The 21,593-nt window shown below is 65.6% G+C and carries 20 protein-coding genes and 1 tRNA gene; 11 read left to right on the top strand and 10 right to left on the bottom strand.

The window, feature by feature from the left end:
• Positions 1–35: 35 nt before the first annotated feature.
• From ACSFDB_RS03270 to ACSFDB_RS03260, 3 genes are all read left to right on the top strand, one after another.
• Entirely contained in the window at positions 36–761 is a 726-nt protein-coding gene (locus tag ACSFDB_RS03270; protein ID WP_440769604.1) for a DICT sensory domain-containing protein, read from the top strand.
• 111 nt (positions 762–872) lie between these two features.
• Positions 873–1,550 (top strand): ABC transporter ATP-binding protein, encoded by a 678-nt coding sequence (locus ACSFDB_RS03265; RefSeq protein WP_440769603.1) that lies wholly within the window; start codon positions 873–875, stop codon positions 1,548–1,550.
• A complete protein-coding gene (locus tag ACSFDB_RS03260; RefSeq protein ID WP_440765799.1) occupies positions 1,550–2,368 on the top strand; it encodes an ABC transporter permease in 819 nt (272 codons plus the stop codon). The genes ACSFDB_RS03265 and ACSFDB_RS03260 overlap by 1 nt, the downstream gene beginning before the upstream one ends.
• Before the next feature lie 193 nt (positions 2,369–2,561).
• Here ACSFDB_RS03260 and ACSFDB_RS03255 read toward each other — a convergent pair.
• From ACSFDB_RS03255 to ACSFDB_RS03240, 4 genes are all read right to left on the bottom strand, one after another.
• A tRNA-Gly gene (locus tag ACSFDB_RS03255) sits at positions 2,562–2,632 on the bottom strand.
• A gap of 100 nt (positions 2,633–2,732) precedes the next feature.
• Entirely contained in the window at positions 2,733–3,434 is a 702-nt protein-coding gene (locus ACSFDB_RS03250; RefSeq protein ID WP_440769602.1) for a class I SAM-dependent methyltransferase, read from the bottom strand.
• A 45-nt stretch (positions 3,435–3,479) separates the two neighbouring features.
• Positions 3,480–5,591 (bottom strand): type II secretion system F family protein, encoded by a 2,112-nt coding sequence (locus ACSFDB_RS03245; protein WP_440769601.1) that lies wholly within the window; start codon positions 5,589–5,591, stop codon positions 3,480–3,482.
• 8 nt (positions 5,592–5,599) lie between these two features.
• A complete protein-coding gene (locus ACSFDB_RS03240; RefSeq protein WP_440769600.1) occupies positions 5,600–7,438 on the bottom strand; it encodes a type II/IV secretion system ATPase subunit in 1,839 nt (612 codons plus the stop codon).
• 207 nt (positions 7,439–7,645) lie between these two features.
• On the opposite strand from ACSFDB_RS03240, the gene ACSFDB_RS03235 reads away from it, so the two are divergent.
• The 5 genes from ACSFDB_RS03235 to ACSFDB_RS03215 all read left to right on the top strand — a co-directional run bounded on the left by ACSFDB_RS03235 (position 7,646) and on the right by ACSFDB_RS03215 (position 13,439).
• Positions 7,646–8,116, top strand: a complete 471-nt coding sequence (locus ACSFDB_RS03235; RefSeq protein ID WP_440769599.1) for a DUF5793 family protein — start codon at positions 7,646–7,648, stop codon at positions 8,114–8,116.
• 142 nt (positions 8,117–8,258) lie between these two features.
• Entirely contained in the window at positions 8,259–9,413 is a 1,155-nt protein-coding gene (locus ACSFDB_RS03230; RefSeq protein WP_440769598.1) for an ABC transporter ATP-binding protein, read from the top strand.
• Between the two features lie 165 nt (positions 9,414–9,578).
• Positions 9,579–10,229, top strand: a complete 651-nt coding sequence (locus tag ACSFDB_RS03225; protein ID WP_440769597.1) for a DUF998 domain-containing protein — start codon at positions 9,579–9,581, stop codon at positions 10,227–10,229.
• 69 nt (positions 10,230–10,298) lie between these two features.
• The gene (locus ACSFDB_RS03220; protein ID WP_006089374.1) at positions 10,299–10,577 is read left to right on the top strand and encodes a UPF0058 family protein; all 279 of its coding nucleotides are present in this window, start codon (positions 10,299–10,301) and stop codon (positions 10,575–10,577) included.
• A 96-nt stretch (positions 10,578–10,673) separates the two neighbouring features.
• Complete coding sequence (locus ACSFDB_RS03215) at positions 10,674–13,439, top strand: DUF7527 domain-containing protein (protein WP_440769596.1); 2,766 nt, start codon at positions 10,674–10,676, stop codon at positions 13,437–13,439.
• A gap of 308 nt (positions 13,440–13,747) precedes the next feature.
• On the opposite strand, the gene ACSFDB_RS03210 is transcribed toward ACSFDB_RS03215, so the two are convergent.
• Positions 13,748–14,053: a hypothetical protein gene (locus tag ACSFDB_RS03210; RefSeq protein ID WP_019991613.1), complete on the bottom strand. Its 306-nt coding sequence runs from the start codon at positions 14,051–14,053 to the stop codon at positions 13,748–13,750.
• A gap of 401 nt (positions 14,054–14,454) precedes the next feature.
• Here ACSFDB_RS03210 and ACSFDB_RS03205 point away from each other — a divergent pair, with 401 nt between their 5' ends.
• From ACSFDB_RS03205 to ACSFDB_RS03195, 3 genes are all read left to right on the top strand, one after another.
• On the top strand, positions 14,455–15,825 hold the full coding sequence (locus tag ACSFDB_RS03205) for an adenylosuccinate synthase (protein WP_440769595.1): 1,371 nt from the start codon (positions 14,455–14,457) through the stop codon (positions 15,823–15,825).
• A gap of 78 nt (positions 15,826–15,903) precedes the next feature.
• Complete coding sequence (locus ACSFDB_RS03200) at positions 15,904–16,119, top strand: methytransferase partner Trm112 (RefSeq protein WP_090304605.1); 216 nt, start codon at positions 15,904–15,906, stop codon at positions 16,117–16,119.
• A gap of 15 nt (positions 16,120–16,134) precedes the next feature.
• Positions 16,135–16,710, top strand: coding sequence for a DUF7524 family protein (locus ACSFDB_RS03195; protein ID WP_440769594.1), 576 nt, complete (start codon positions 16,135–16,137; stop codon positions 16,708–16,710).
• Between the two features lie 16 nt (positions 16,711–16,726).
• Here the strand turns inward: ACSFDB_RS03195 and ACSFDB_RS03190 are convergent, their stop codons facing one another.
• The 5 genes from ACSFDB_RS03190 to ACSFDB_RS03170 all read right to left on the bottom strand — a co-directional run bounded on the left by ACSFDB_RS03190 (position 16,727) and on the right by ACSFDB_RS03170 (position 21,529).
• Positions 16,727–17,878 carry a DR2241 family protein gene (locus ACSFDB_RS03190; RefSeq protein ID WP_440769593.1) on the bottom strand — a complete coding sequence of 384 codons (1,152 nt, stop codon included), beginning with the start codon at positions 17,876–17,878 and terminating at the stop codon, positions 16,727–16,729.
• 9 nt (positions 17,879–17,887) lie between these two features.
• A complete protein-coding gene (locus ACSFDB_RS03185; protein ID WP_440769592.1) occupies positions 17,888–18,799 on the bottom strand; it encodes a CbiX/SirB N-terminal domain-containing protein in 912 nt (303 codons plus the stop codon).
• 109 nt (positions 18,800–18,908) lie between these two features.
• Positions 18,909–19,262, bottom strand: a complete 354-nt coding sequence (locus ACSFDB_RS03180; protein WP_440769591.1) for a BsuPI-related putative proteinase inhibitor — start codon at positions 19,260–19,262, stop codon at positions 18,909–18,911.
• A gap of 57 nt (positions 19,263–19,319) precedes the next feature.
• A complete protein-coding gene (locus tag ACSFDB_RS03175) occupies positions 19,320–20,141 on the bottom strand; it encodes an NAD(+)/NADH kinase (protein ID WP_440769590.1) in 822 nt (273 codons plus the stop codon).
• Between the two features lie 77 nt (positions 20,142–20,218).
• Positions 20,219–21,529 (bottom strand): M28 family peptidase, encoded by a 1,311-nt coding sequence (locus ACSFDB_RS03170; RefSeq protein ID WP_440769589.1) that lies wholly within the window; start codon positions 21,527–21,529, stop codon positions 20,219–20,221.
• Between the last annotated feature and the right edge of the window lie 64 nt (positions 21,530–21,593).

The following is a 21,593-nucleotide window of genomic DNA, read 5'->3' as shown; positions in this document are numbered from 1 at the left end:
ACCCACTCGACGATTACCGACACACGAACTCTCAGATGTTACTCTCCGCCTACGTCGACCGATACACCCGTTCGAATCGGTCGATCGTCGTCTACGCGCCGCCACCGCGACCGGCGATCGTCGACCGACTCGAGGCGGAAATCGGTGCCGAGGACGTCGAGCACCGACCCCTTCCGAGCGTGACGGCGGCTAGCCAGGCCTTCCTCGTCGTTCGCGAGGATGCAACGTTCGTCGCGGCGGTCGATCTCGACGCCGTCCGGGAGTTCCTCGAGCCGCCGGTCTACGACCCGTGGGACGAGCGCTTAGACGAGACGACCTACCGCCGCGTGATCGATATCTTCGAGTCGACGGTGTGGCACGACCTCGACCGCCGACGGCTGCTCGCGGTCAGTCGCGAGATCGAAAATCGCGCGTGGCGAGTCGGCAGCGGCACCCTCCGAGTCGGCTTTCAGCGCGCTGACGCACTCGAGAAGATGGTCCCGGTATACAATCGCCTCGCCGCCGAGTCGGCCCTCGAGATCCACGTCTACATTGACGACGAGTGGGACCACCCGTCGATCCCGGGCGTCACGGTCCACCCCGACTCGGGCGACGAGATCGGGTCGTGCTGGTTTCTCGTCTTCGACGGCGACGGCGACGAACTCTGGAACAGCGCCCTCTTGGCGACCGAAACCGATCCCGGCGCGTTCGACGGCCTCTGGGTCGACGACACGCGACGGGTTGCGGCGCTCGAGCGGGCCGTTCTCGAGAGCGCCGAGTGAATCGTCGGAACCCTCCGTACGGCGTCGAACCGAGTTAGAACCGATTTCGCCAGCGCTGTGTGCGCACCACCCGTACTTCCGTCTCGAACCAACCAGTACTCCATATCCATAATGACGCCGAACCAAAAACTCGAGACCCGTACTCTCGGGCGGACCGTCGACGGGGATCGCATTCTCGAGGACGTTTCAGTTTCAGTCCCCGAATCGGAGGTCCTCGTCGTCGTCGGTCCGTCCGGGGCAGGCAAATCGTCGTTTCTCAGGCTCCTCAATCGACTGGACGAACCCACCGACGGAACCGTGAGTCTCGACGGCGAAGACTACCGCGAGATCCCGCCGAGAGAACTCCGCAGGCGCGTCGGCTTGATTCCGCAGGACCCCGCGCTCGTTCCCGGGACCGTCTTCGAGAACGTCGCTCGCGGACCGATACTCCGAGACGAACCCGTTGATGAGACGCGCCTCGAGGAGTTGCTCGAGCGCCTCGGACTCGCCGGCTACGAGGACCGAGACGTCGAAGAACTCTCCGGTGGGGAGAAACAGCGCGTCGCGATCGCTCGGACCCTGTTGAACGAGCCGGACGTGCTGTTGCTCGACGAACCGACCTCTCATCTCGATTCCGCCGCCGAAGAGCGCGTCGAGGCGCTTCTCGATGATCTTATTCGCGACCTCGATCTTACCGTCGTGATGGTCACTCACGACGAGGAACAGGCGCGGCGCCTCGGTGATCGCGTGCTGATACTTCGGGACGGGAAGACCGACCGACTCGGACCGGTCGAGGAGGTGTTAGCCTGATGGAGACCGTACTCGAGGAGTTCCTCGAGCAGTTCGCCGATCCCGTTCTCCTCACCGGTCTCGCACAGGTCGCGGTTGCGGCCGTTCTCGCCGCGCTCGTCGTCGGAATCTCCCACCTTCGAGGGCTGACACTCGAACGAGAACTCGGCGTCGCCCTCATCCGAGGACTGATCCAGATCGTCGCGATGGGGTCGATCGTCGGCGTGCTGCTGACGGTGGATTTCGTCTGGAGCGGCGTCATCCTGCTGTGTATGATGATCGGGGCGACGTGGATCTCGAAGAATCGAGGCGAAGGGCTGCCAGGTGTGGTCCGGGTTTCGTTCTTCGCGATCGTCTTCGGCTCCGGATTGGTGATCGTCACGATGACGCTCGCTGGCGCGATCGAGGCGACCGTTCGGAATCTGGTCCCAGTCGGGAGTATGATCATCGCGAACGCGATGCAGATCAACTCGCTGGCGCTGGATCGGTTCAAGAGCGAGATCGCGTCGAACCGGGCCGAGATCGAGGCCGGACTGGCGCTCGGAGCGCCGCCGACCGCCGTCATCTCTCGTCACGTCGAGACTGGCGTCCAAGCGTCACTCATCCCGGTCATCGACTCGCTGAAAAGCCTGGGGTGGGTCTGGATTCCGGGAATTATGGCCGGGATGATTCTCGCTGGCGAGAATCCCATCTACGCGGCGCTCTACCAGTTCGTCATCATGGCGATGATCTTCGCTGCCGGCGGGCTGACGAGTATGACTAGCAGCCTGCTGATCGGTAAATACGTCTTCACCGACGCCGAGCAGTTACGGCGTATCGAAACGGACTCGAGCGACTAACCGTCATTCGTTGTCTCGTCGTACTTGAAATTTAGTCCACGAAAAGTGCAAGGTACAACGGAGTTGCGTATGCGCGGACCGGGACTTGAACCACGCGAAGACGGTCGCGTTCGCTTCGCTCACGCGCTGCGACTTCTCTACTTCAAGTCCCTCATACGATTGCTGTCGCTCGCGAGTTTGCTCGCGACAGAAGTGCGCGGACCGGGACTTGAACCCGGGCCATGAGCTTGGAAGGCTCAGGTCCTGCCACTAGACCACCCGCGCGCATTCTCCGATTCTTCCTCGGTGTTTAAGGGCCTTCCGTTTTCGGTCAACCCGCTCGAGTCGGCCACTTCTCCCCGTCCCTCACGGCACCGGAGCAAGCTCACTCGTTCGACCCGGCTACCGTCGCGTAGCAGTTCCCGCTCGAGACCTCCCAGTCGACCACCTCGAGCGCGCTCGCCGCGAGTTCGGCCTCGAACTCGTCGGGGGCGTAGATGTGGTAGAATCGGTCGACGGTCTCTCCGCCCGGCAGCGTCCAGTCAACGGTCGTATCGAAGCCCTCGGTTTCGTCGAACGTCTCGTGGGCGGTCGACCACGCGCTGACGACCGCGCGGCCGTCGGGGGCGAGCACGCGCGCGAGTTCGTCGAGGCTGTCCCGACGCGCTCGCTGGGTCGGGAGGTGATGAAGCGTCGCGACGTAGACGGCGATATCGACGGCGTCGGACGAAATCGGCAGCCGTGCGGCGTCCCCCTGACAGAGCGCGACGTCGAATCCGCGCTCGAGCGCGCGCTCGCGGCCCGTCTCGAGCAGCCCGCGGCTGACGTCGAGTCCAACGACGCGCTCGCAGTGGGGGGCCAACAGTTCGGCGTGGCGGCAGTTGCCGCAGCCGAGATCGAGTCCGACGGCGTCCTCGCGCGAGACCGCGTACGTCCCGTCCGCGTGCGTCTCGACGAACGCCTCGACTTCGGGCCAGGCGTACTCCCTGGTCGAGGCGAAGTGCGTGGCGATCCGGTCGTAGGTGTCGCGGACGGCGACCCGTCGGTTCACGTCGCGCGCGTCGGGTCGATCCTGCTGGTCGGCCATCGTCGGCTCTCCTCGGGGAACGTGCAAAAAGCGTTCGCAACCGGCTCAGACGATAATCGCGAAGAGGAGGATCGTCAGCCCGATCATGACGGCCGCGTGTTTCGCGCCGCCGCGAACGTCACCCGTGCTCAACTGACCGGCGATCAGTCCGGAGAGCAGCCCCTGGATGAGCGTCGCGTGGTAGAACAGCGTGCCGTAAGCCAGACCCTCGCCCTCCGAGAAGCCACCGAGTCCGTCGACGGCGGCACTGCCACCGGTATCGGTCGCGATATCGGCGCCTCCCGTCGGCAGATTCGGTAGGAGGTACGCCGCGAGCACGGTGATGATGAACAGGAAGACGAGAAACGAGACGTAGACGACGATCAGGTACTCGATCATCCGCTCCCGGCGCTCGCGCTCGAGGCGGCGGTCGGCCGCGGCCTGTCGCGCCGCGATCCGGAGGACGGTCGAGAGAGTTCCGCTGGCGTTCATCGCCTCGGTGAGCAGGGTGACGACCCGGGAGGTCGACCGCGTGCGGACTCGCGTCTCGAAGCGGCCGAGGGCGGTCTGTAAGTCGGCCCCCCACTGGACGTCGGCCCAGACGCGATCGAGTTCGACGCCGAGCGGGCCGAGATCCGAGCCGCGGACGTGGTCGAACGCGGAGACCAGCGGCATCCCCGCCTCGTTGACGCTCGCGAGTCGATCGAGCAGGTCGGGGATCGCCGCCTCGATGGCATCGATCCGACGCCGGTGGCCCTCGTGACAGATCGCGAACACCGAGACGACGAGCAACAGCCCGAGCGCGACGGCGTCGTCGATCGCGGCGACGTCGAAACTCCCCTCGAGCGCTCCCGGAAGCTGCCAGCCGATTCCCGCGAGGGCGATCGGCACGGTGATCGCCAGCGACAGGGACGGGCGCTCGAGGAGCGCCCGCGTCGGGTTGCCGAATCGTTCGCGGAGTCCCTCGATCCGTCGGTAGTAGCGAACGCGCTCGACGTTCGGGTGCGCTCTCGAGTCAGGGGCAGCGACCGCAGCGCTCGGCTCACCACCGTCGGCGAGGGGGGTGCGAGTAGCCGCATCCGCGCCGGAGATGCCGTCAGCGGTGTCCGTCGACCCCTCGGCCGCCGTTCCGGGCGTGATCTTGTCCGTCACGACGCTCAGGTAGATCATGAACGCGAGATTCCCGAAGGGGAGGATCAGGTAGACGAGCGCCTGCAGCGGATCGAGCGTGTCGCCGACGGCGATGCCGATGACGACGAGGATCGTGATGAGAAAGAGGGGCCCGGCGACGAGCACCGTCACGTAGGCCTCGGCGAGCGTCGCCAGCAGGTCGAGGGTTCGCTCCTGCTGGGATTCGGCTTCCTCCTGGTAGTCGTGATACTGACGCTCGAGAAACGCCGAGAGGCTGTGCCCGCTCTGGAGGACGCTGACGAGGTTCTGCGAGAACTCGGCGAACTGCGGACTCGGGGACCGCCGCCCCATCGTCTGCAGCGCCGTGACGACGTCCATTCCGAAGGTGTCCATGTTGCGCACCGCGACCTCGAACTCCGCGGCGGCCTCGCCGTAGGTGTCTTCTTGTGCGGCGACGATCCGAATCACCTTCGGGAACGCCATCCCGCTCCGCGAGAGCGCGTAGACGAACGCGACCGTCGAGGGGAGCGCTGCTTCGATCCGTCGGGCGCGGTTGTCGGCGACGTAGCCGGGATACCACCAGCGCAGCCAGTACGCGCCGCCGCCCGTGATCGCTCCGAGGGTGAGACACGAGGTGAACAGCAGGCCGAACAGTTCGAGGGGTGCCAGCGCCGGAACGCCGCCGAGATTCGCGAGGAACTCGAGGGCACCCGGTAACGCCTCGCGCAACGTCGCGGGATCGATCGAGAGCACGAGCAGCACGCCCCAGATGACGTAGATTCCGAGCACCGAGCCGAGGATCGCGAACAGCCCGGTGTACAGCAGGGTCGTCGCACCGTACTCGCGGTACGTTACCGGAAACTGCGCGGCCCGGAGCGCCGACTGCCTCCCGGGATGTTCGCTGCGGAACTCGTCGACGTAGTCGCCGAAAAGCCGAATCGATGTGCGGATGAGGACGCGATCGACTCGACTCGAATATCTGGCGACCACTACGGGCGAACAACAGAGCACGGCGACGAACAGCGGGAGGAAGTTCGAGAGGGACATGATGGGTATTAGTGGTGATCGTCCCCATCCACGTGCGTGTGCTCGCGGCCGTTGCGACGCTCGTTCTCGCCCGTGCCCTCGTTCTTGCTTGTACCGTCCTCGGTGTCGTTCGCATCGGTCTCGATGTCGTCCATGTCGTCCACGTCACCCTCGGTAAACGAGACCCTCATGTCACCACCGCCAGTCGAGTGGGTAACGTCGTCGTTGGCGGCCGCGATCGTCTCGAGGATGCCATCCGAATCCGCGTAGTACTCGTTGACCAGCGCGGTAAAGCGCCGGTAGTCGGCAATGTCGTTTCGCTGCAGGTACTCGAGAAAGCGCTCGCGGTTCTCGAGTTCGGCCAGCAGCTCCGCCTGACTCCAGCCCCGGTCGTCGCGAACGGCCTCGAGCACTTGGCTCCCGCTGGATCGGAAGCTGTCGGTGTCGCCATCCCAGGTAAAGGCCGTCGAGTAGTCGAGTTCGCCCGTGCGCTGGTCGATGCCCTCGATTTCGGCGAGCACCTTGTTCCGCCGGACGCGGCCGTCCTCGAGTCGCGTGAGCGTCTGGACCGAGAGAATGTCCAGACTCTGGACCATCGGCCGAGGGACGTTGATGGGCTCGTTCTCTAAGCGATTGATCGCCGTCTGGACCGAGTCAGCGTGCATCGTCGAGTAGGTCGTGTGGCCGGTGTTCATCGCCTGAAAGAGCGTCATGGCCTCCTCGCCGCGGACCTCGCCGACGACGATGTACTCGGGGCGGTGGCGCAGCGCGGAGCGCAGCAGGTCGTACATCGTGACGTCCGTCCCCTCGTGGATGCGCTCGCGGGTGACCGAGGAGAGCCAGTTGTCGTGGTACAGCTGCAGCTCGCGGGTGTCCTCGATGGTCAACACCTTCGCGCGCGGCGGGATGAACATCGAAATCGCGTTCATGCTGGTCGTCTTTCCCGACGCGGTGCCGCCCGCGAAGACGAGGCTCTTGTTGTGCTCGATCGCCAGCCAGAGGTAAGCCATCTGCTCGACGCTGAACGTGCCGTACTCGAGCAGGTCGACGGGCGTAAACGGCTCGTCGGCGTACTTGCGGATGGTAAAGGCGGAGCCGCGCGGGGTCACCTCCTCGCCGAGGGCGAGTTCCGCGCGCGAGCCGTCTGGCAGGGTCGTCTCGACCATCGGGTCGCCGATGGAGATGTGCCGGCCCGAGTGCTGGGCGAGTCGGACGACGAAGCCGTCGAGGTCGTCTTTCGCGAAGGAGACGTTCGTCTCGATGTCGGTGTACTCGTCGTGGTAGACGAAAATCGGCAGCTCGTAGCCGTCACAGGAGATGTCCTCGACGTGCGGATCGTGCATGATCGGATCGAGGCGGCCGTAGCCCCGGAAGTTCCGGTGCACATAATAAAAGAGGCGGTAGAACGTCGCCATCTCGACGTCCGCGCCGTAGCGCTCGAGGTAGTCGTGAACCGTCTCGCGCAGGAGCGCCTCGACGTCGGTGCCGTCGTCCTCGCGGTACAGGAGGGGATCGCGAATATCCTCGAACAGCGTCTCGAGTAACACCCGCTCGTCCTCGCGGAGCGTCGGCTCGACGGAGTGGTACCGATACTGGTTCGTCTCCGGATCGTGACCGATCGTGACGAACGAGAAGGGGGCATTCACCCAGTAGCGTTCGACTTCCTCGAGACCGTTGATCCCGTCGAACTCGAGCAGCGGGCCGTGGACTGCGGGGTCGTAGTTGAAGACATCGATCTCCGACCCTCGGAGCGTCTCGAGGACGCGGCGGATCGTCCGGCGGGCCGTCTCGAAGGTCGACTCGGGACGGCTGTCGTCACCGTCGGAATCTGCGCGGTCGGTCGCGGCTGGGTCGGTTTGATCTACCATCTGTGGAGTTGCCCCGCGAGCGGTGCAGCGTTCGGCGGGTACGTGAACGGTCGACTCGCAGAGCGGCGGGTCGCTGGCAAGTCGGGCGCGAACCCTGATAAGTGAGATGGCCGAACGATCGGTCACGAACTGGTATGCAAACTGGACGAACACCGCCGCGGGGTGCGTCACGTTGATACGGTATGAGTGCGAACCCTCGGGTACGGAATGAGGCGCGAGCATTTCACACTAGATGTCTGCAATGTCGACTGGGTCGAGACCGACGGCGAACCGAGCAAACCCTCGGTATCGATTAACTTTACCGGCCCGGCGACGATGCTCCGCGAGCGCCTGACCGGCTCCGACGGAGACGTACTCGAAGCGAGCGAAACGGACGTCGCGCTTCGACTCCAGGAACCGCTCGGCAGCGACGCCGCGGGTGTCGTCAGCGTCACGAACCGGGTCACCGGCGAGTTCATCCTCGAACTCAACGAGGCGGCCGACGACGTTCTCACCTTTATCCGGGCGGCCCGCGGCTACGGCGAGGACGCCACCGAGGACGAGGGCCGCTACGAGGTCGAAATTACCCTCGACGGCGAGCACTACGTTACCTACGACAAACGGACGTTTCTGGTCTACGACGACGAAGGGAACCTGCTTCGCCAGCACAGTCTAATCCCGAGCGGCGTCGAACTGTAGGCCGCGTTCGACCACCGCTTGGGCATCGACCGTCTCTACCCCGCCATCGGTCTTCCCACTCCGCTGGAACCGACCGGTAGCTATAAGTGTTTTAGGGACGCCTAAACCAAACGAACGCCGGCAGACGCCGGAGGGTCGATCGATGGGGAACGGACAACTACTCACGACGGCGGCCGAGGAACAACCATCGGAGCCAAACGCGGAGAGCGTGGTACTCGAACTCGAGAGCGTCGCGAAACGGTACGGCACCGAGGAGGTCATTCCAGACCTCTCGCTGTCGGTCTGTGACGGCGAGATTCTCACGTTACTCGGCCCCTCTGGCTGTGGTAAGACGACGACGCTGCGTCTGATCGCCGGACTCGAGAAACCGAACGGCGGCCAGATCAGACTCCGAGACGACGCCGTCGCGGGCGACGGCCGATTCGTTCCGCCGGAGGAACGGGGCGTCGGCGTCGTTTTTCAGGAGTTCGCCCTCTTTCCACACCTGACCGCCCACGAGAACGTCGCCTTCGGCTTACAGGAGTGGGCCGACGAGGAACGCGACCACCGGGTCGACGAACTACTCGAACTCGTCGGGCTCGAGGACCAGGGCGACAGCTATCCGGAGGAGCTCTCCGGCGGGCAACAACAGCGGATCGCGCTCGCCCGCTCGCTCGCCCCCGAGCCGGAGATGCTGTTGCTCGACGAACCCTTCTCGAACTTAGACGTCGACCTGCGCGTCGAGATGCGCGAGGAGGTCCGCCGAATCATCAAGGAAGCGGGCGTCACCGCGGTCTCCGTCACCCACGATCAGGAGGAGGCGCTGTCGATCTCCGATCGTGTCGCCGTGATGAACGAGGGCGACATCGAGCAGATCGACACGCCCCAGCAGGTCTTTCAGCAGCCCGAATCCCGATTCGTCGCGGGCTTTCTCGGTCACGCCAGCTTCCTCTCGGCGGAGGTTCACGGCGACAGCGTCGACACCGCACTCGGCCGCGTCCTCCGGGACGACGTCAACGGCCTCGCCCACCAGTACGACGGGACCAACATCGACCTGCTTGTCCGCCCCGACGACGTGACGGCCTTCCCGGCGAACGGGGAGGAGGCCAACGGCTCCGTGGTCTATCGCCGTTATCTCGGCCCCACTGTTCTCTACCGCGTCGAACTCGACTCCGGCGAGACCATCGAGTGCATGCACAACCACTCCGACCGGATCGATCTCGACGAGCGCGTCGCCGTCCGCGTCACCGCCGACCACGAACTCGCGTGGTTCCCGGCCGGCCAGCGCGACGGAACGACGCAGGTCGCTGCCGACTGATCTCCTCACGACTCCGTTCGACCCTCGATGACGCTCGAACGCCGTCTCGAGTCCACCTTTCTCTCGCTTCGCGAGCCGTGACGATACCGGCTCGCCTCGAGAGCGACGGAGGAGCGGTGACGCTCGATGAATGGGTTGATGAACGGGACTGTCCTCCGTTCGATAATGACCGTCAGGAACTGGAGACGAATCGCAGTGACCTGCGGACTCGCCGCACCGGTCGTCGCGCTCGGCGCGATCGTCCTCGCGACGCTGCTCGCCGCGCCGGAGACGTTTACCTGGCGCGGCCGAGCGCTCTCGGATATGGGTCGCTACGAGGCCCGGACGTTCCGCCTGTTCAACGGCGGACTGATTCTCGGCGGGCTGCTCGGAATTCCCTTCGCCTGGCGGCTCTGGATCGCGAGCCGAAGCTCCCTCGAGCGCCTCGGGGTCGTCCTGCTCTGGATCGCGACCGTCGGACTGGTCGGCGTCGGCGTCTTCTTCATCGGCCACACCGAGTTCTACCTCGGCACCGATCTGCACGCGCCGGCCGCGCTGGTGTATTTCGGGCTCGCGCCGTTCGCCCAGTGGGTCTACGGCACCGGGCAGATCCTCGCCGACGAGCGGCGGTTGGGAGTCGTCTCCATCTGGCTCGGAATCGTCCACCCACTCGCGTGGCTCGGGTGGCTGCTCTCCCGGATCGGCGCGAGCGACCCGATGGCGTGGTTTGCCGTCCCAGAGATGGTCGCCGCCCTCGCCTTCGGCTGCTGGATTCTCGTTCTCGCGTTCGGTCAGTACCGACGGGACAGTCGAGACCGCACGAAACCGGCACGCTGAGTTCGCTCGAGCGGTCTTGGTTCCGGGTTGCACACAACGTTTATGCCGAAACCGTTCGTACGGGCGTCCATGCATAAAGACGAACTCCTCGAGCTCCACGAAGAACTCGTCGTCATTATGGAGTACTTCTCCCAGCGGGAGGACGTCGACGAGGCGCTCTTCGAGCCGTACCACCAGCTCGACGTCGACCCTTCGCACGTCCACAAGTCCAAAAGCGAACACAAACACGCGGTCTTCGTGCTGGGCAACGCCCTCGCGAAGGGGATGAGTGAAGACGAGTTCTCGAGTGCGGGCCGGATCGGCAAGCGGATGAAAGAGCTCGCCGAGGACGCGGAGTCGAAGATCTGACGGTCGCCTCGTCGTGAGCGGACGGCAGTCTCCGTATAAAAAATAGAGAGAGTATCTAGGCGAAACGTATTTAGTGCGGTTCTCGCTTGTTGACGTATGGACTCGCGCACGCAAGAGCGCGCCGAACAATGGGACTCTCGCCCGTTCAGTGGCGGTTACGACGGTCTTACTGATCTCGCTGCTTCTGAGTTCTCGGGAGCCGTCGCTGCCGCCGGAACGTGGCTGTTCATGCTCAACGGCCGCATCGTCGGCGTCGTCGACGGCACGATCGAGAACTTCGAGAACGCCTCCGGTACCGTTTACGAGGCCCCACACCCCTCTCTCCCCCTACTCTGTGCGATGGAAGCACAGGGCGGCGAGACGAGAGCGAAGTACTACACCAACGAGACGCCGCTCCGGGAGGTCGACGGGACGCTCCAGGAGGGTTCGTTCACCGGCTACGTCGAACTGAGCGAGAACGTGCTCAGCGGCGACTACTACGCGGTCTACTACGGCGGCCGTCGGATGGCAGCCGCCTACATCGGCAACGCCGAACGGCTACTCACCGGCGACGAGGCGTTCGACAGAGCCGACGACGAGGTCGGAATCTACGAGGTCCGCGACGTCGATATCGACGTGACGGACGTGCCGGGAACGGCTGGTGCCGACGCCGACGAGAGTGCCGGGACGACTACTAACGCAGCTCCCGCCGACGCCGGCTCCGGATCGACGGACGTCTCGGGCGTTGATCCCGTACCAGAAACAGCTCCGGATGCCGACTCCGCTTCGGAAACGCTACCGGGTACCGAACCCGGTACGGGCCCCGACACCCACGCCGAACCGTCGACGGACCCGACGGAGTCCGCCATCGAATCGATCGACATCTCGGGATCGGAGCCGACCACGTCGGCCGACGAGACGGCCACTAACTCGCTGATCGACGACGTTGCGTTCGACGACGTGACGGGCGAGTCGTCGGCTCCCGACGAGACCGAGGAGGCGTCGGGAATCACTACGGCCGACGAGCCGGCGCTGGACGCATCCTCGAGCGGCATCACCGCGCCGGAGTCCGAATCCGACGCGTCGAACGAAGACTCCCTCAACGCGGGAACCGACTCGAGTGTGGAGACCGAACCGAGAGCCGAGTTCGACTCGAGCGGAACCGCACCCGACGAGTCGGTGTCGACCTCGTTCGACGAAACCGCGACGGAGTCGCCGGAGACCGACTCGGCAGCCGTCGACTCGTCGACGGAGTCGGTACCGTCAGCGCCGGCGGGAGAGGCGACAGCGGCGGACCGGACCGCCGTGCCGGATGCACCGTCGGAGTCGACCGACGAGCAGACGGACGCCGACGAACAGCCGTCGTCGGCCGAGTCGGACACCACCGAGCGCACCAGCCCCGACCTCGCGGAGGTGGAGGCGGCCGCGGAACAACTGGATCAGAACGATATCTCCTGGACCGAGGACGACGTCGACTCGGCCGACGACGCGTCCGAGGAATCGGAACCGGCTGAGCCAACCGAGTCGACGGACGAGCCTGCTGGCGAATCGAAACAGCAGGCGGATCCGGAGGACGAACGCTTCGAGGAGGAAGCGCAGTGGCGCGAAACGCGCAGTATTCCGTCGATCGACCCCGACAACAGCCAGTCGACCGACTCGAAACGGGAGTCGGCTGCCAGCGGGGAGGCGACACGACGACCGAGCGCGCGCCGACAGACGGAGTCGACGGCCAGCGAATCCGACAGCAGTGCTCGCGATGCGTCCACACCGGCGGACGACTCGAGTGCAAGCGCATCCTCGCGCTCGACATCGAGCGGATCGAACCAACAACACGGCGCTCAGCAGCGACAGTCAGGGCAAACGAGTACCGAGTCCGGCTCGAACCGCGGAATCACGAGCGCTACCGGCACCGAACAGCAACAGCGAATCGCCACGCTCACCCAACAACTCGAGACGCTGCAGGAGCAACGCGACGCGGTCGTGACGAAAGCCGAGGAGCTCGAGACCGAACGCGATCAGCTTCGGTCGGAGAACCAGGAACTGACCTCGACGGTCGATCGACTCCAGAGCCGGATCACGGAGCTCGAAGCCGAACTGCAACGCGCTCGCGAGTCGGCGGCGAACACCGGCACGGGATCGGAAACGCCGGCAGCGAGCACGCAGCTCCCACCCCAACGGGCGTTAGCCGAGACGAACCTCTTCGTCAGGTACGGCTCGAAGAGCCAGCCGACGCTGGAGACGGCTCACGACGGCGACGCGGACAAAAACGAGGTGGCCTCGAACCTGCAACTCGAGCACCACACCAGCTTCGACGCGGCCGACGTGGCCGTCGACGGCGATCCCTACGAGGAGTTCCTATCGTCCACCATGGAGTACCGGTTCGTCGATTGGCTGACCGAGACCGTCCTCTACGAGATCCGGGATACGGGCAACGGCGACGCGCTGGGCGACCTCTACGACGCTATTCCGCGTATCGACCGCGCCGAACTGGGCGCGTCGATCTCGCTCGCGGACGACGAGACCGAGGACGTCCCCGACGAGGTAACGTTCGACGTCGTCGCGTTCGACAAGATGGGGAACCCGCTCGTCGTCGCGAACCTGAACGACTCGCGTGACCCCGCGTCGCAGGGGATGCTCGAGGAGATGGAGGAAGCCGCCTCGGCGGTCAAGGCCAACTATCCGGACCTCGCGGCGTCGGTCGTCGTCACCTCGAGTTACTTCGAACCCGGCGCGCTCGAGGTTACAGAACAGGCGACGAGCGGCGGGTTCCTCAGTCGCGGCTCGAAGCTGAGCTACGTCAACCTCTCGCGAAAGGAGGGGTATCACCTCTGTCTGGTCGAGTCGCGCTCCGAAGGGTTCCACATGAACGTTCCCGAACTCTAATCGGGATTTTCGTTTTTCCTCGACGTTCCGCGGACGGGGTTGAGGCGTTCTCCAGGCGGAGTCGAAGCGTTATTGCTTGGTTTCGGACCTGCGGCTGTGGCGTCTATAGAACGGCAGTCCGAGCGACGGCTGCAGGAACACAAAAGCGCCAGAACAGCAGTTATCCGCCGGCTGTCGACCGACGTCGGTCGAACGAGGACGGGCGGCAGCGGCGATAGTCTGCGATTCGATTCAGCGGGGACTGGTCCCCCGTACCCCAGGACGGCTCGAGAGCGACTGTCGGTCTCGAGTCAGGCGAGTGGGGGAGGTTAGCCTTCGATCTCGGCGACGTCTTCGATCTTCATGCCGTCGAGTTTGTCCGTAATGTCGTCGAGCTTGCCGTCGAGCTCGTCGACGAACTCCGCCGTTCGCTCGGTCTTGATCGCACCCTGGCTGGAGGGCTCGATGAGGTTCTCCTCCTCGAGGACGCGCAGCGAGTAGCGGACCTTGTGGTGGGGGTAGCCAGTCTCGTTCGACATCTTGACGATCCCGATCGGTTCGTTTTCGATAACCATCTTCAGGACCTGCAGATGTCGTTCCAACATATCGACTTCTTTCTCAAGTCGGTCTATCATGGCATTTGTTAACTTGTCGTTGGGCCTTTTAAAAGTTACTCCTGCCGATTCGGCGGCCCACTGTCAACTCGATGTTCGTTCCTGTCAGTAGTTAACGCTTCCGTTCACGGAGAGACTGGCCGCACGATTCGTGGTCGAATCGCCACCCGCCGTCGGGACCGATGATGTTCGGCGACGGACTGTTTGGGAGATGGTCGGCTCGGAGGTCGCTCGAGCGCGGCCGCATTTCTGCCGATTGGTTCGGGTCGTTCGGGGGAAGTGGTCACCGAATCGGTCGGCATCGAGACGAGGGTATCGTCAGTCTCGAGGGGGGAACGTATCCACGACCGTGTATATCTCGACGCGTTCGACCCGTCCATACCGTAATCTGTTTATCGGCCCGGCAAGAACCCGTCGCTGTTATGACCGTCACAATCGTCGGGTCGCAACTCGGCGACGAAGGCAAGGGTGGAGTCGTCGACCTCTACGGCGACGCCGCCGACGTCGTCGCCCGGTATCAGGGCGGCGACAACGCTGGACATACCGTCGTGGACGACGGTGAGAAGTACAAACTATCGCTCGTGCCGTCGGGCGCCGTCCGGGGGAAGGTCGGCGTCCTCGGGAACGGCTGCGTCGTCAACCCCGAGACGCTGTTCGACGAGATCGACACGCTCCGCGACCGGGGACTCGAACCCGACGTGCGCGTGGCCGAACGCGCACACGTCATCCTCCCTTACCACCGGGCCCTCGACGGCATCGAGGAAGAAGAAAAGGAAGACCTCGCGGCCGGAACGACCAAACGCGGTATCGGCCCGACCTACGAGGACAAAGCCGGCCGCCGCGGCGTCCGGATCGGCGACCTACTCGACCCCGAGGTCCTGCGCGAGCGCCTCGAGTACGTCGTGCCCCAGAAGAAGGCCCTCGCCGAGGACGTCTTCGGCAAGGAGACCGGCGAGGCGTTCGACATCGACCACCTCTACGAGACCTACCGCGAGTACGGCGAGCGACTCGCCGAGGAGAACATGACCGTCGACTGCGGGACCTTCCTCCAGGAGCACATCGACGACGGCGACAACGTCATGCTCGAGGGCGCACAGGGGACCTCGCTCGACATCGACCACGGGGTCTACCCCTACGTCACCTCCTCGAACCCGACGTCGGGCGGTGCGACCGTCGGCACCGGCCTCGGCCCAACCGTCGTCGGAAAGGGAGAGGTCGTCGGCATCGTCAAAGCCTACCTCTCGCGGGTCGGCACGGGACCGCTCCCGACCGAACTCGGCGGCGTCGAGGATCAGACGCCGAACTACGATGGTGCGGAGGGAGCGGACGACGCTGAAGAGGAACTCGCGACCTACATTCGCGACGAGGGCGGCGAGTACGGTACGGTCACCGGTCGCCCGCGCCGCGTCGGGTGGCTCGACATGCCGATGCTCCGCCACGCGGCCCGTGCGAACGGCTTTACCGGACTCGCGATCAATCACATCGACGTCTTGGCTGGACTGGACGAGGTGAAAGTCGGCCACTCCTACGAGTTCGACGGTGAGGAGATCTTCACGATGCCTCCCACCACCGAGCAGTGGGGCCGCTGTGAGGCCACGTTCCGAACGTTCGACGGCTGGCCGGAAGTCGACTGGGCCGAGGTCGCCGCGGAGGGGTACGACGCCGTGCCCGAGAACGCTCGAACCTACCTCGAGTACGTCAGCGACGAACTCGACACGCCGATCTACGCGATCGGCGTCGGTCCCGGCCGCGAGGAGACCGTCATCGTCGAGAATCCGTACGAATCAGCCTAACGCCCCGGAGTCGCGACCGCCACTCGCACTCCGACGCGTTCCCGAAACCTTTTGCTGCATGCGGCCAGCCTACGTACTATGAAGGAGTCGCTGCTGGAGATTCTCTGCTGTCCGCTCGACAAACACGATCTGGAACTCGAGGACGCCGAATACGCGACCGACGACGACGGCGACGAGACCGACGAAATCGTCGCCGGCGTCCTCGTCTGTAGCGAGTGTGGCGAACGGTACCCGATCGAGGACGGAATCCCGAACCTGCTGCCGCCGGATATGCGCGAGGAGACCCCGGCCTGAGCGGCCCGATTCACGATGTCTCGAGAGGTTACCGTCCACGTTAATCGCGGGTCCGCAGATTCGCTCGAGACAGCCGTCGGTACCCTCGAGACGCGAGAGTCGTTCGGTCTGCTCCTCGAGAGCCACGGCCCGCCCGCGCACGTCCACTGTCGGCTCGGCGGCGACCTCGAACGAATCGCGTCGCTCGAGACCTCGAACTACTACGTCGAATCGGAGGGCGAGACGTACGTTCCCGTCCACGTCGCCACCGAGTCGATCGATCGCCCGGTGGAGGGAACCCTCGAAGTGCTGACCGGCTACGGCTCGGAGTCGCTGTCGATCCCCGTCGTCGCGAAACCGGCGCCGGCCGAAGTCGACGTCGACGACTCGCTCGCCAAACCCGCCCAGCGGGAGCCGGAGCCGAACGCCCTCGAGCGCGCGGTCGCCGCGACCGGTCTCGAGCCGGCGACACTCGTCGTCGTCGCACTCGGCATCATCGCCGTCGCGATCGCGACGACGACGGCAGCCGCGATCGGTGGGCCGCTCGCCATGGCCGGCGTCGGAATCGTTGCGATCGGGTTCTGCGTCGCGGTCGCCTTACTGGTTCTCTGACGCGGCTCGAGTCGGGTTAGTCGTCCCGTCGTTCTCGAGCTTCGAGGCTCCCCTCCTCGTCGAATCGCTTCGCTCGGAGGTATCGCGCGCGGAAACGGTTCGCACCGTCGTTGACGTCCGCTTCGCGGATCTCGTCGGTGCGACCCTCCGCGACGGCGTCGATCAGCTCTGCGAGTTGGTTGAACTCGCTGGTGGTCAACTCGAGTTCGTAGCTGTGCTCCTGTTCGGACTCGAGGATGGTCCACTTACGGGCGGCGGCGACGACGAGCGAGCAGGGCTCTCGGCAGGGGAAAGTCCCGTCGCCGCCGTCGACGTCGAGGTCGTCGCCCTCCTCGTACTGCCACTCCCGGCGGCGAAGACACTGCGAGTCGACGCAGCAGGCCTCGGCCATCCAGTCGACGGCCTCGCGGGGGAGTTCGTCGATCACGTCGTAGATGCCCGTCTGGCGCTCGGCGGTCTCGAGCCAGTGGTCGACGTCCAGCGCGTCCCGCTGCTCCCGGTTCCAGTTGGCGACCGTCGCGGGGTAGAAGAACTCGACCGTCTCGACGAGTTCCGACCCCGAGAGTCCGGTGAAGGCCCAGCCCGAGACGAGTGTGGGCGCGGTCTTCAGTGGCCGGTAGCGACCGTCCTCGTCGTAGGTTGCGATTTCGCGGGCGTCGAGAGGGTCGTCGTAGACCTCGAGTTCGGTGAGATCGGTGTCAGCGTCGTCGACGTGCCAGCAGTCGTAGACCCGTTCGCCGCCGGGTTCGTCGACGTCGACGAATCTGGTCGTGATAGCCAGCTGTCCCCACTCGCGGTCGATCCCGTCGCGCAGGGACTCGTACCGCGCCGGGACGGCGAGCGTCTTCTCGTCCGTCGGCCGGTCGGGTTCGGCTCCGTTCTCGCGGTCGTCGTCCTCGAGTGGCGCTCGTTCGCACCACCGGAGGAACGCGCGGCGAGCGGTCCCCTCGCCGGCGACGGAGCGCTGCCAGTAGTCCCAGTTCGTGACGTACTCGGCGATCGGCTCGAGCGCCTGCTGGAGATCGTCCGCCTCGAGCCCTGCTTGCGCTCCTTCGGGCGTCTCGACGGTGTAGGCGTCGTCCTCGCGATCGATTCGGAGGCCGTCGAACTCGATCGGTGCCTCGGATTCGACCGCCCTCACCAGCGATTCGAAATCGGTGGTCGCCATCGTCACGCGTCAGTCCCCCGCCTCTGCACCCGGCTCCGGGCCGGCGTCGGGGTCCGTCTCGCTCGAGAGCGTCACCTCGTCGCGAACGGCCTCGAGTGCGTCGCCGATGTCGGCCCCGGCGTCCGCCGCGCGCTCTAAGAGGACGTCGGCCATCAGGCCCTCGGTGCCGACCGCGCCGGCGTACCAGATATGGTGGCCGTCGACGTCCGCGGGGACGTCCCAGCCGAGGCGGTAATCCTCGGTCAGTCCCATATCCTCGGGGATGTCCTCCTGAGTGTGGTAGCCGTCGGCGATGAAGAGTGGGACGACGACGATATCCTCGCTCTCGAAAAAGTCAGTGACGTCGTCGACCTCGGGCTCTTCGTCCATGAACAGCGCCTCGACTTCGTCGAATCGATCCATCTCGCGGATTCGGTCGGCGTGGTACTCGACGGCTTTCGCCGAGTTCTCGTTGCGCTCGGTGCCGTGGCCGACGACCGCCAGACCGACGCCCTCGCCGACGTCCGGGTTTCCGGTGACGGTCTCGGCGCGCTGGACGATGACGTCCGTCATCGCGTCGTGCGTGCCGGCCGGGCCGCAGTAGTGGATCGTCTTCCCGACGTCGTCGGCCTCGAGCGTCGCCTGCGAGGCGTCCGTCCCGTCGGAGTCCCAGCGGTCCGGATCCCACTCCTCGAGACGGAGTTCGCGGGGGATGACCTGCTCGGTGAAGTAGCCCTCGCTGATGAAGAGGGGAACGACGAACACCTCGTCGGACTCGAGGGTTCGAATTACCTCGCGAAAGTGCGGTTCTTCCTTCCAGAAGGCCTCGCGCACCTCGTCGAACGCGCCCGTCTCACGGATGGTGTCCGCGTGGGCGTAGGTAGGGTCGGAGGCGTCCGGATTCAGGTGCGAGCCGTGCGCCGCGATAACCAGCGCTTGCATGGTCGCCCGTTAGGATGGGGACGGTTTAGGAACTTCGCTGTCGGCCCTCGTCGCCGCCTCCTCGAATCGCCCTTCCCCGCGTACTGTGCGACTCGCCGGCGCGCTCGGCTCACCCTTGTACGGCAAAGTCGGTTCGCGCCGCACACACCTGCTCCTGGGCCTGCAACTCCGCGCGAACGATGTAGCCGCCCGGCTGGGGAGCCGTCCACTCGGCCTCGTAGGTCTCCGTCGCTCCCGGTTCGAGTCGATCCGTGCTGAGCATCTGTGCGAACATTCGGCCCTCGCTGAATCGCCAGACTTCGCGGCCGTCCTCTTCCACGACGAACTCCGCCTTGCAGGCGTCCGAGAACTGCAGATCGACCGACTCCGACCCCCTGTTGATAACGGTAAACGCGAACGTTACCAGTTCAGATTCGCCGTCCGGTCCCGAGACGTCCGCTTCGAGCCGTCCCTCGAGTGACATAGCCGCGGCTTCGGGGTGAACCCGGATAGGTCTTTTCGGAACTGGTGCGCTCGAGCACTACTCCCCGTTCGTACTCACACCGTCATCCGAGACAACGACCGTCGAAAGCGCGCCGTCGACGCCGAGGCGAACCCGCGAGCCGACGCCGACCGCTCGGACGGATCGATCGTCGACTACCAGCGTCACGTCACCCTCGTCGCGCTCGACCGTGAGCGCGATCTCGTCGTCGGGGAGTACCCACCGCCGCGTCCGCGTCGCGAACGGGGCGATCGGCGAGACGGCGACGGCGTCGATACTCGACGCGAGGTGGGGGGCCTCGAGCGCGCTGCTATAGCCGTAACTGCCCGCCGGCGTCGCGACGACGACGCCGTCGGCACGAAACGTCGAGACGGACTCGCCGCGACTCGCGACGCCGTACTCGGAGATCCGCGCCGGCTCGTCGGTGACGAGCGTCGCGTCGAACAGCGCGCGCTCGCGGGTGCGGTTACTCCTGTCGTCGTCCGCGCTCCGGGTGTCGTCTGCGCTCCCGTCGTCTTCGACCTCGAGACCCAGCACCGAATGGCGACGAACGGTGGCATCTCCCTCGAGGACGGCCTCGAGCGCGGCCGGAGCCCGCGCCGCGGAGACGGTGTCGATTCCGTCCACGTCGCCGATCGGGAGGACGGGAACGCCGGGTTGGGCGCGAGCGACGGCTGAGAGACCGTCTTCGCCCGCGGTCACCAGCAGGGACGGCTCGGCGGCGAGGACGGACTCGAGGTCGCCGCGGACGGTCGTCGCGCCGCGGTCGCTCGCGGCCGATTTGACGTCCGACGACGTCGCTGTCCTCGAGTCGACGATACCGACGAGCGGCTGCTCGGCCCCCGACCACGCGGCGTCCATGCCGTGGCGTTGGCGCGGATCGGAGAAAAACGTGGGGTTAGCTGTCCGTGTTGCCCTCCTCCTCCTCGACCGCCTCCCTACTCGTCGTACGGCCAGTCGCCCGTGATTCGGATCCCCTCCGCGAGCCCCTGGTCCTCGAGGGCCGCCGCGATCGCCTCGGGTGCTCGGTGCTCGACGGTCACGTTTTCGCGCGCGAGGTGGACGACGAGGTCGCTCAGGAGGATAGCTTGCTCCCGGAACGTCCGCTGCTCGAGTTTCTCGAACGTGTCGGCGAAGGTGTGACCCCAGCCGCGGCCGACGTCGTCGGAGGTCGATTTGACGTGGTAGCCGGGGACGCCCCACCGGACGAACGGCCAGTGGTCGCTGTGGGGGCCCATCTTCGGCACCGTCTCGATCGGGTGGCCGTAGCGCTCGGCGATCTCGTCAGCCGCGGCCTCGAGTTCGTCGAAGCCGTGGGTCGTCACGGAAAGCGTTCGATCGCGGACCACGCCGTCGCTGTTGACGATCGCCGTAATGGTGTCGTGGTCGGTCGTCTCGGCGTGGTACGAGGAGCCGACGAGCCCGACCTCCTCCGCGCCGTAGGCGACGAACTCGACGCGCGTCTCGAGCTCGTCCTCCCGATTTGCGAGCGCGTTCGCGAGTTCCACGACCATCGCGGTGCCGGCCCCGTTGTCGAGTGCGCCCTCCGCGATGTCGTGGGCGTCGACGTGGCTCGTCACGAGCACGCGCTCGTCGGTGTCGGGGCCGAGTTCGGCGTGGACGTTCTGGCTCTCCGCCGGATGGATATCGGCCTCGACGGCGAGTTCGATATCCTCGCCGTCGAAGCGCCGAGCCAGTCGCGCGCCAACCTCGCTCGAGACGCCGACGGCCGGAATCTCCCCGATCGGTTCGTCGTCCGTTCCGACGCTTCCAGTCGGCGGCAGACAGCCCGCGACGTGGTTGCGGTAGACGAAGCCGACGGCTCCGTTCTCGACGGCGTGGTAGTACTTTTCCCGCCGGTGGAGGTACCGATCGTAGTGGTCCGGGATGTCGCTGCGGACCATGACGACGCTCCCCTCGAGGTCGCGCTCCTCGAAATCCTCGGGCAGGCCGTAGCCGAGGTCGACCAGCGGTGCGGTAACGCGGTCGGCCGGGCTGCGCGGCAGCGCGATACACTCCTGGGTCGTCTCGCGGGCGGTGATCGAACTCTCGCCGCGCGTCCAGCCCTGAACGTCGAACGATTCGAGGCGGACGTTTCGCGCCCCGGCCTCGACTAACGCGTCGCGCGTCAGTTCGGCGGCCTCGCGTTCGCCGTCGCTGCCGGCCATTCGGTTGCCGATATCGACCAGTCGTTCGAGGTGGTCCCAGCCGACGTCGCTCGTGAAGACGTCGCCGATCCAGTTGCTCATACTCGAGCGGTGAACGTACGCGTGGGTAACTGTACCGTTCGCGGAACCGTTCGATCGAGAGAAC

This window comes from Natronorubrum amylolyticum (assembly GCF_052040145.1).
GTDB lineage: Archaea > Halobacteriota > Halobacteria > Halobacteriales > Natrialbaceae > Natronorubrum.
This window is presented reverse-complemented; position numbering and strand designations above follow the sequence as displayed.

Bases quoted from the DNA above. Each gene is read 5' to 3' on its own strand.
- ACSFDB_RS03250 (WP_440769602.1), bottom strand. From the start codon at position 3,434: ATGGCCGACCAGCAGGATCGACCCGACGCGCGCGACGTGAACCGACGG.
- ACSFDB_RS03200 (WP_090304605.1), top strand. From the start codon at position 15,904: ATGAAGGAGTCGCTGCTGGAGATTCTCTGCTGTCCGCTCGACAAACAC.
- ACSFDB_RS03190 (WP_440769593.1), bottom strand. From the start codon at position 17,878: ATGGCGACCACCGATTTCGAATCGCTGGTGAGGGCGGTCGAATCCGAG.
- ACSFDB_RS03205 (WP_440769595.1), top strand. From the start codon at position 14,455: ATGACCGTCACAATCGTCGGGTCGCAACTCGGCGACGAAGGCAAGGGT.
- ACSFDB_RS03225 (WP_440769597.1), top strand. From the start codon at position 9,579: ATGACCGTCAGGAACTGGAGACGAATCGCAGTGACCTGCGGACTCGCC.
- ACSFDB_RS03235 (WP_440769599.1), top strand. From the start codon at position 7,646: ATGAGGCGCGAGCATTTCACACTAGATGTCTGCAATGTCGACTGGGTC.
- ACSFDB_RS03215 (WP_440769596.1), top strand. From the start codon at position 10,674: ATGGACTCGCGCACGCAAGAGCGCGCCGAACAATGGGACTCTCGCCCG.
- ACSFDB_RS03240 (WP_440769600.1), bottom strand. From the start codon at position 7,438: ATGGTAGATCAAACCGACCCAGCCGCGACCGACCGCGCAGATTCCGAC.
- ACSFDB_RS03245 (WP_440769601.1), bottom strand. From the start codon at position 5,591: ATGTCCCTCTCGAACTTCCTCCCGCTGTTCGTCGCCGTGCTCTGTTGT.
- ACSFDB_RS03210 (WP_019991613.1), bottom strand. From the start codon at position 14,053: ATGATAGACCGACTTGAGAAAGAAGTCGATATGTTGGAACGACATCTG.
- ACSFDB_RS03230 (WP_440769598.1), top strand. From the start codon at position 8,259: ATGGGGAACGGACAACTACTCACGACGGCGGCCGAGGAACAACCATCG.
- ACSFDB_RS03185 (WP_440769592.1), bottom strand. From the start codon at position 18,799: ATGCAAGCGCTGGTTATCGCGGCGCACGGCTCGCACCTGAATCCGGAC.
- ACSFDB_RS03170 (WP_440769589.1), bottom strand. From the start codon at position 21,529: ATGAGCAACTGGATCGGCGACGTCTTCACGAGCGACGTCGGCTGGGAC.
- ACSFDB_RS03265 (WP_440769603.1), top strand. From the start codon at position 873: ATGACGCCGAACCAAAAACTCGAGACCCGTACTCTCGGGCGGACCGTC.
- ACSFDB_RS03195 (WP_440769594.1), top strand. From the start codon at position 16,135: ATGTCTCGAGAGGTTACCGTCCACGTTAATCGCGGGTCCGCAGATTCG.
- ACSFDB_RS03220 (WP_006089374.1), top strand. From the start codon at position 10,299: ATGCATAAAGACGAACTCCTCGAGCTCCACGAAGAACTCGTCGTCATT.
- ACSFDB_RS03270 (WP_440769604.1), top strand. From the start codon at position 36: ATGTTACTCTCCGCCTACGTCGACCGATACACCCGTTCGAATCGGTCG.
- ACSFDB_RS03175 (WP_440769590.1), bottom strand. From the start codon at position 20,141: ATGGACGCCGCGTGGTCGGGGGCCGAGCAGCCGCTCGTCGGTATCGTC.
- ACSFDB_RS03180 (WP_440769591.1), bottom strand. From the start codon at position 19,262: ATGTCACTCGAGGGACGGCTCGAAGCGGACGTCTCGGGACCGGACGGC.
- ACSFDB_RS03260 (WP_440765799.1), top strand. From the start codon at position 1,550: ATGGAGACCGTACTCGAGGAGTTCCTCGAGCAGTTCGCCGATCCCGTT.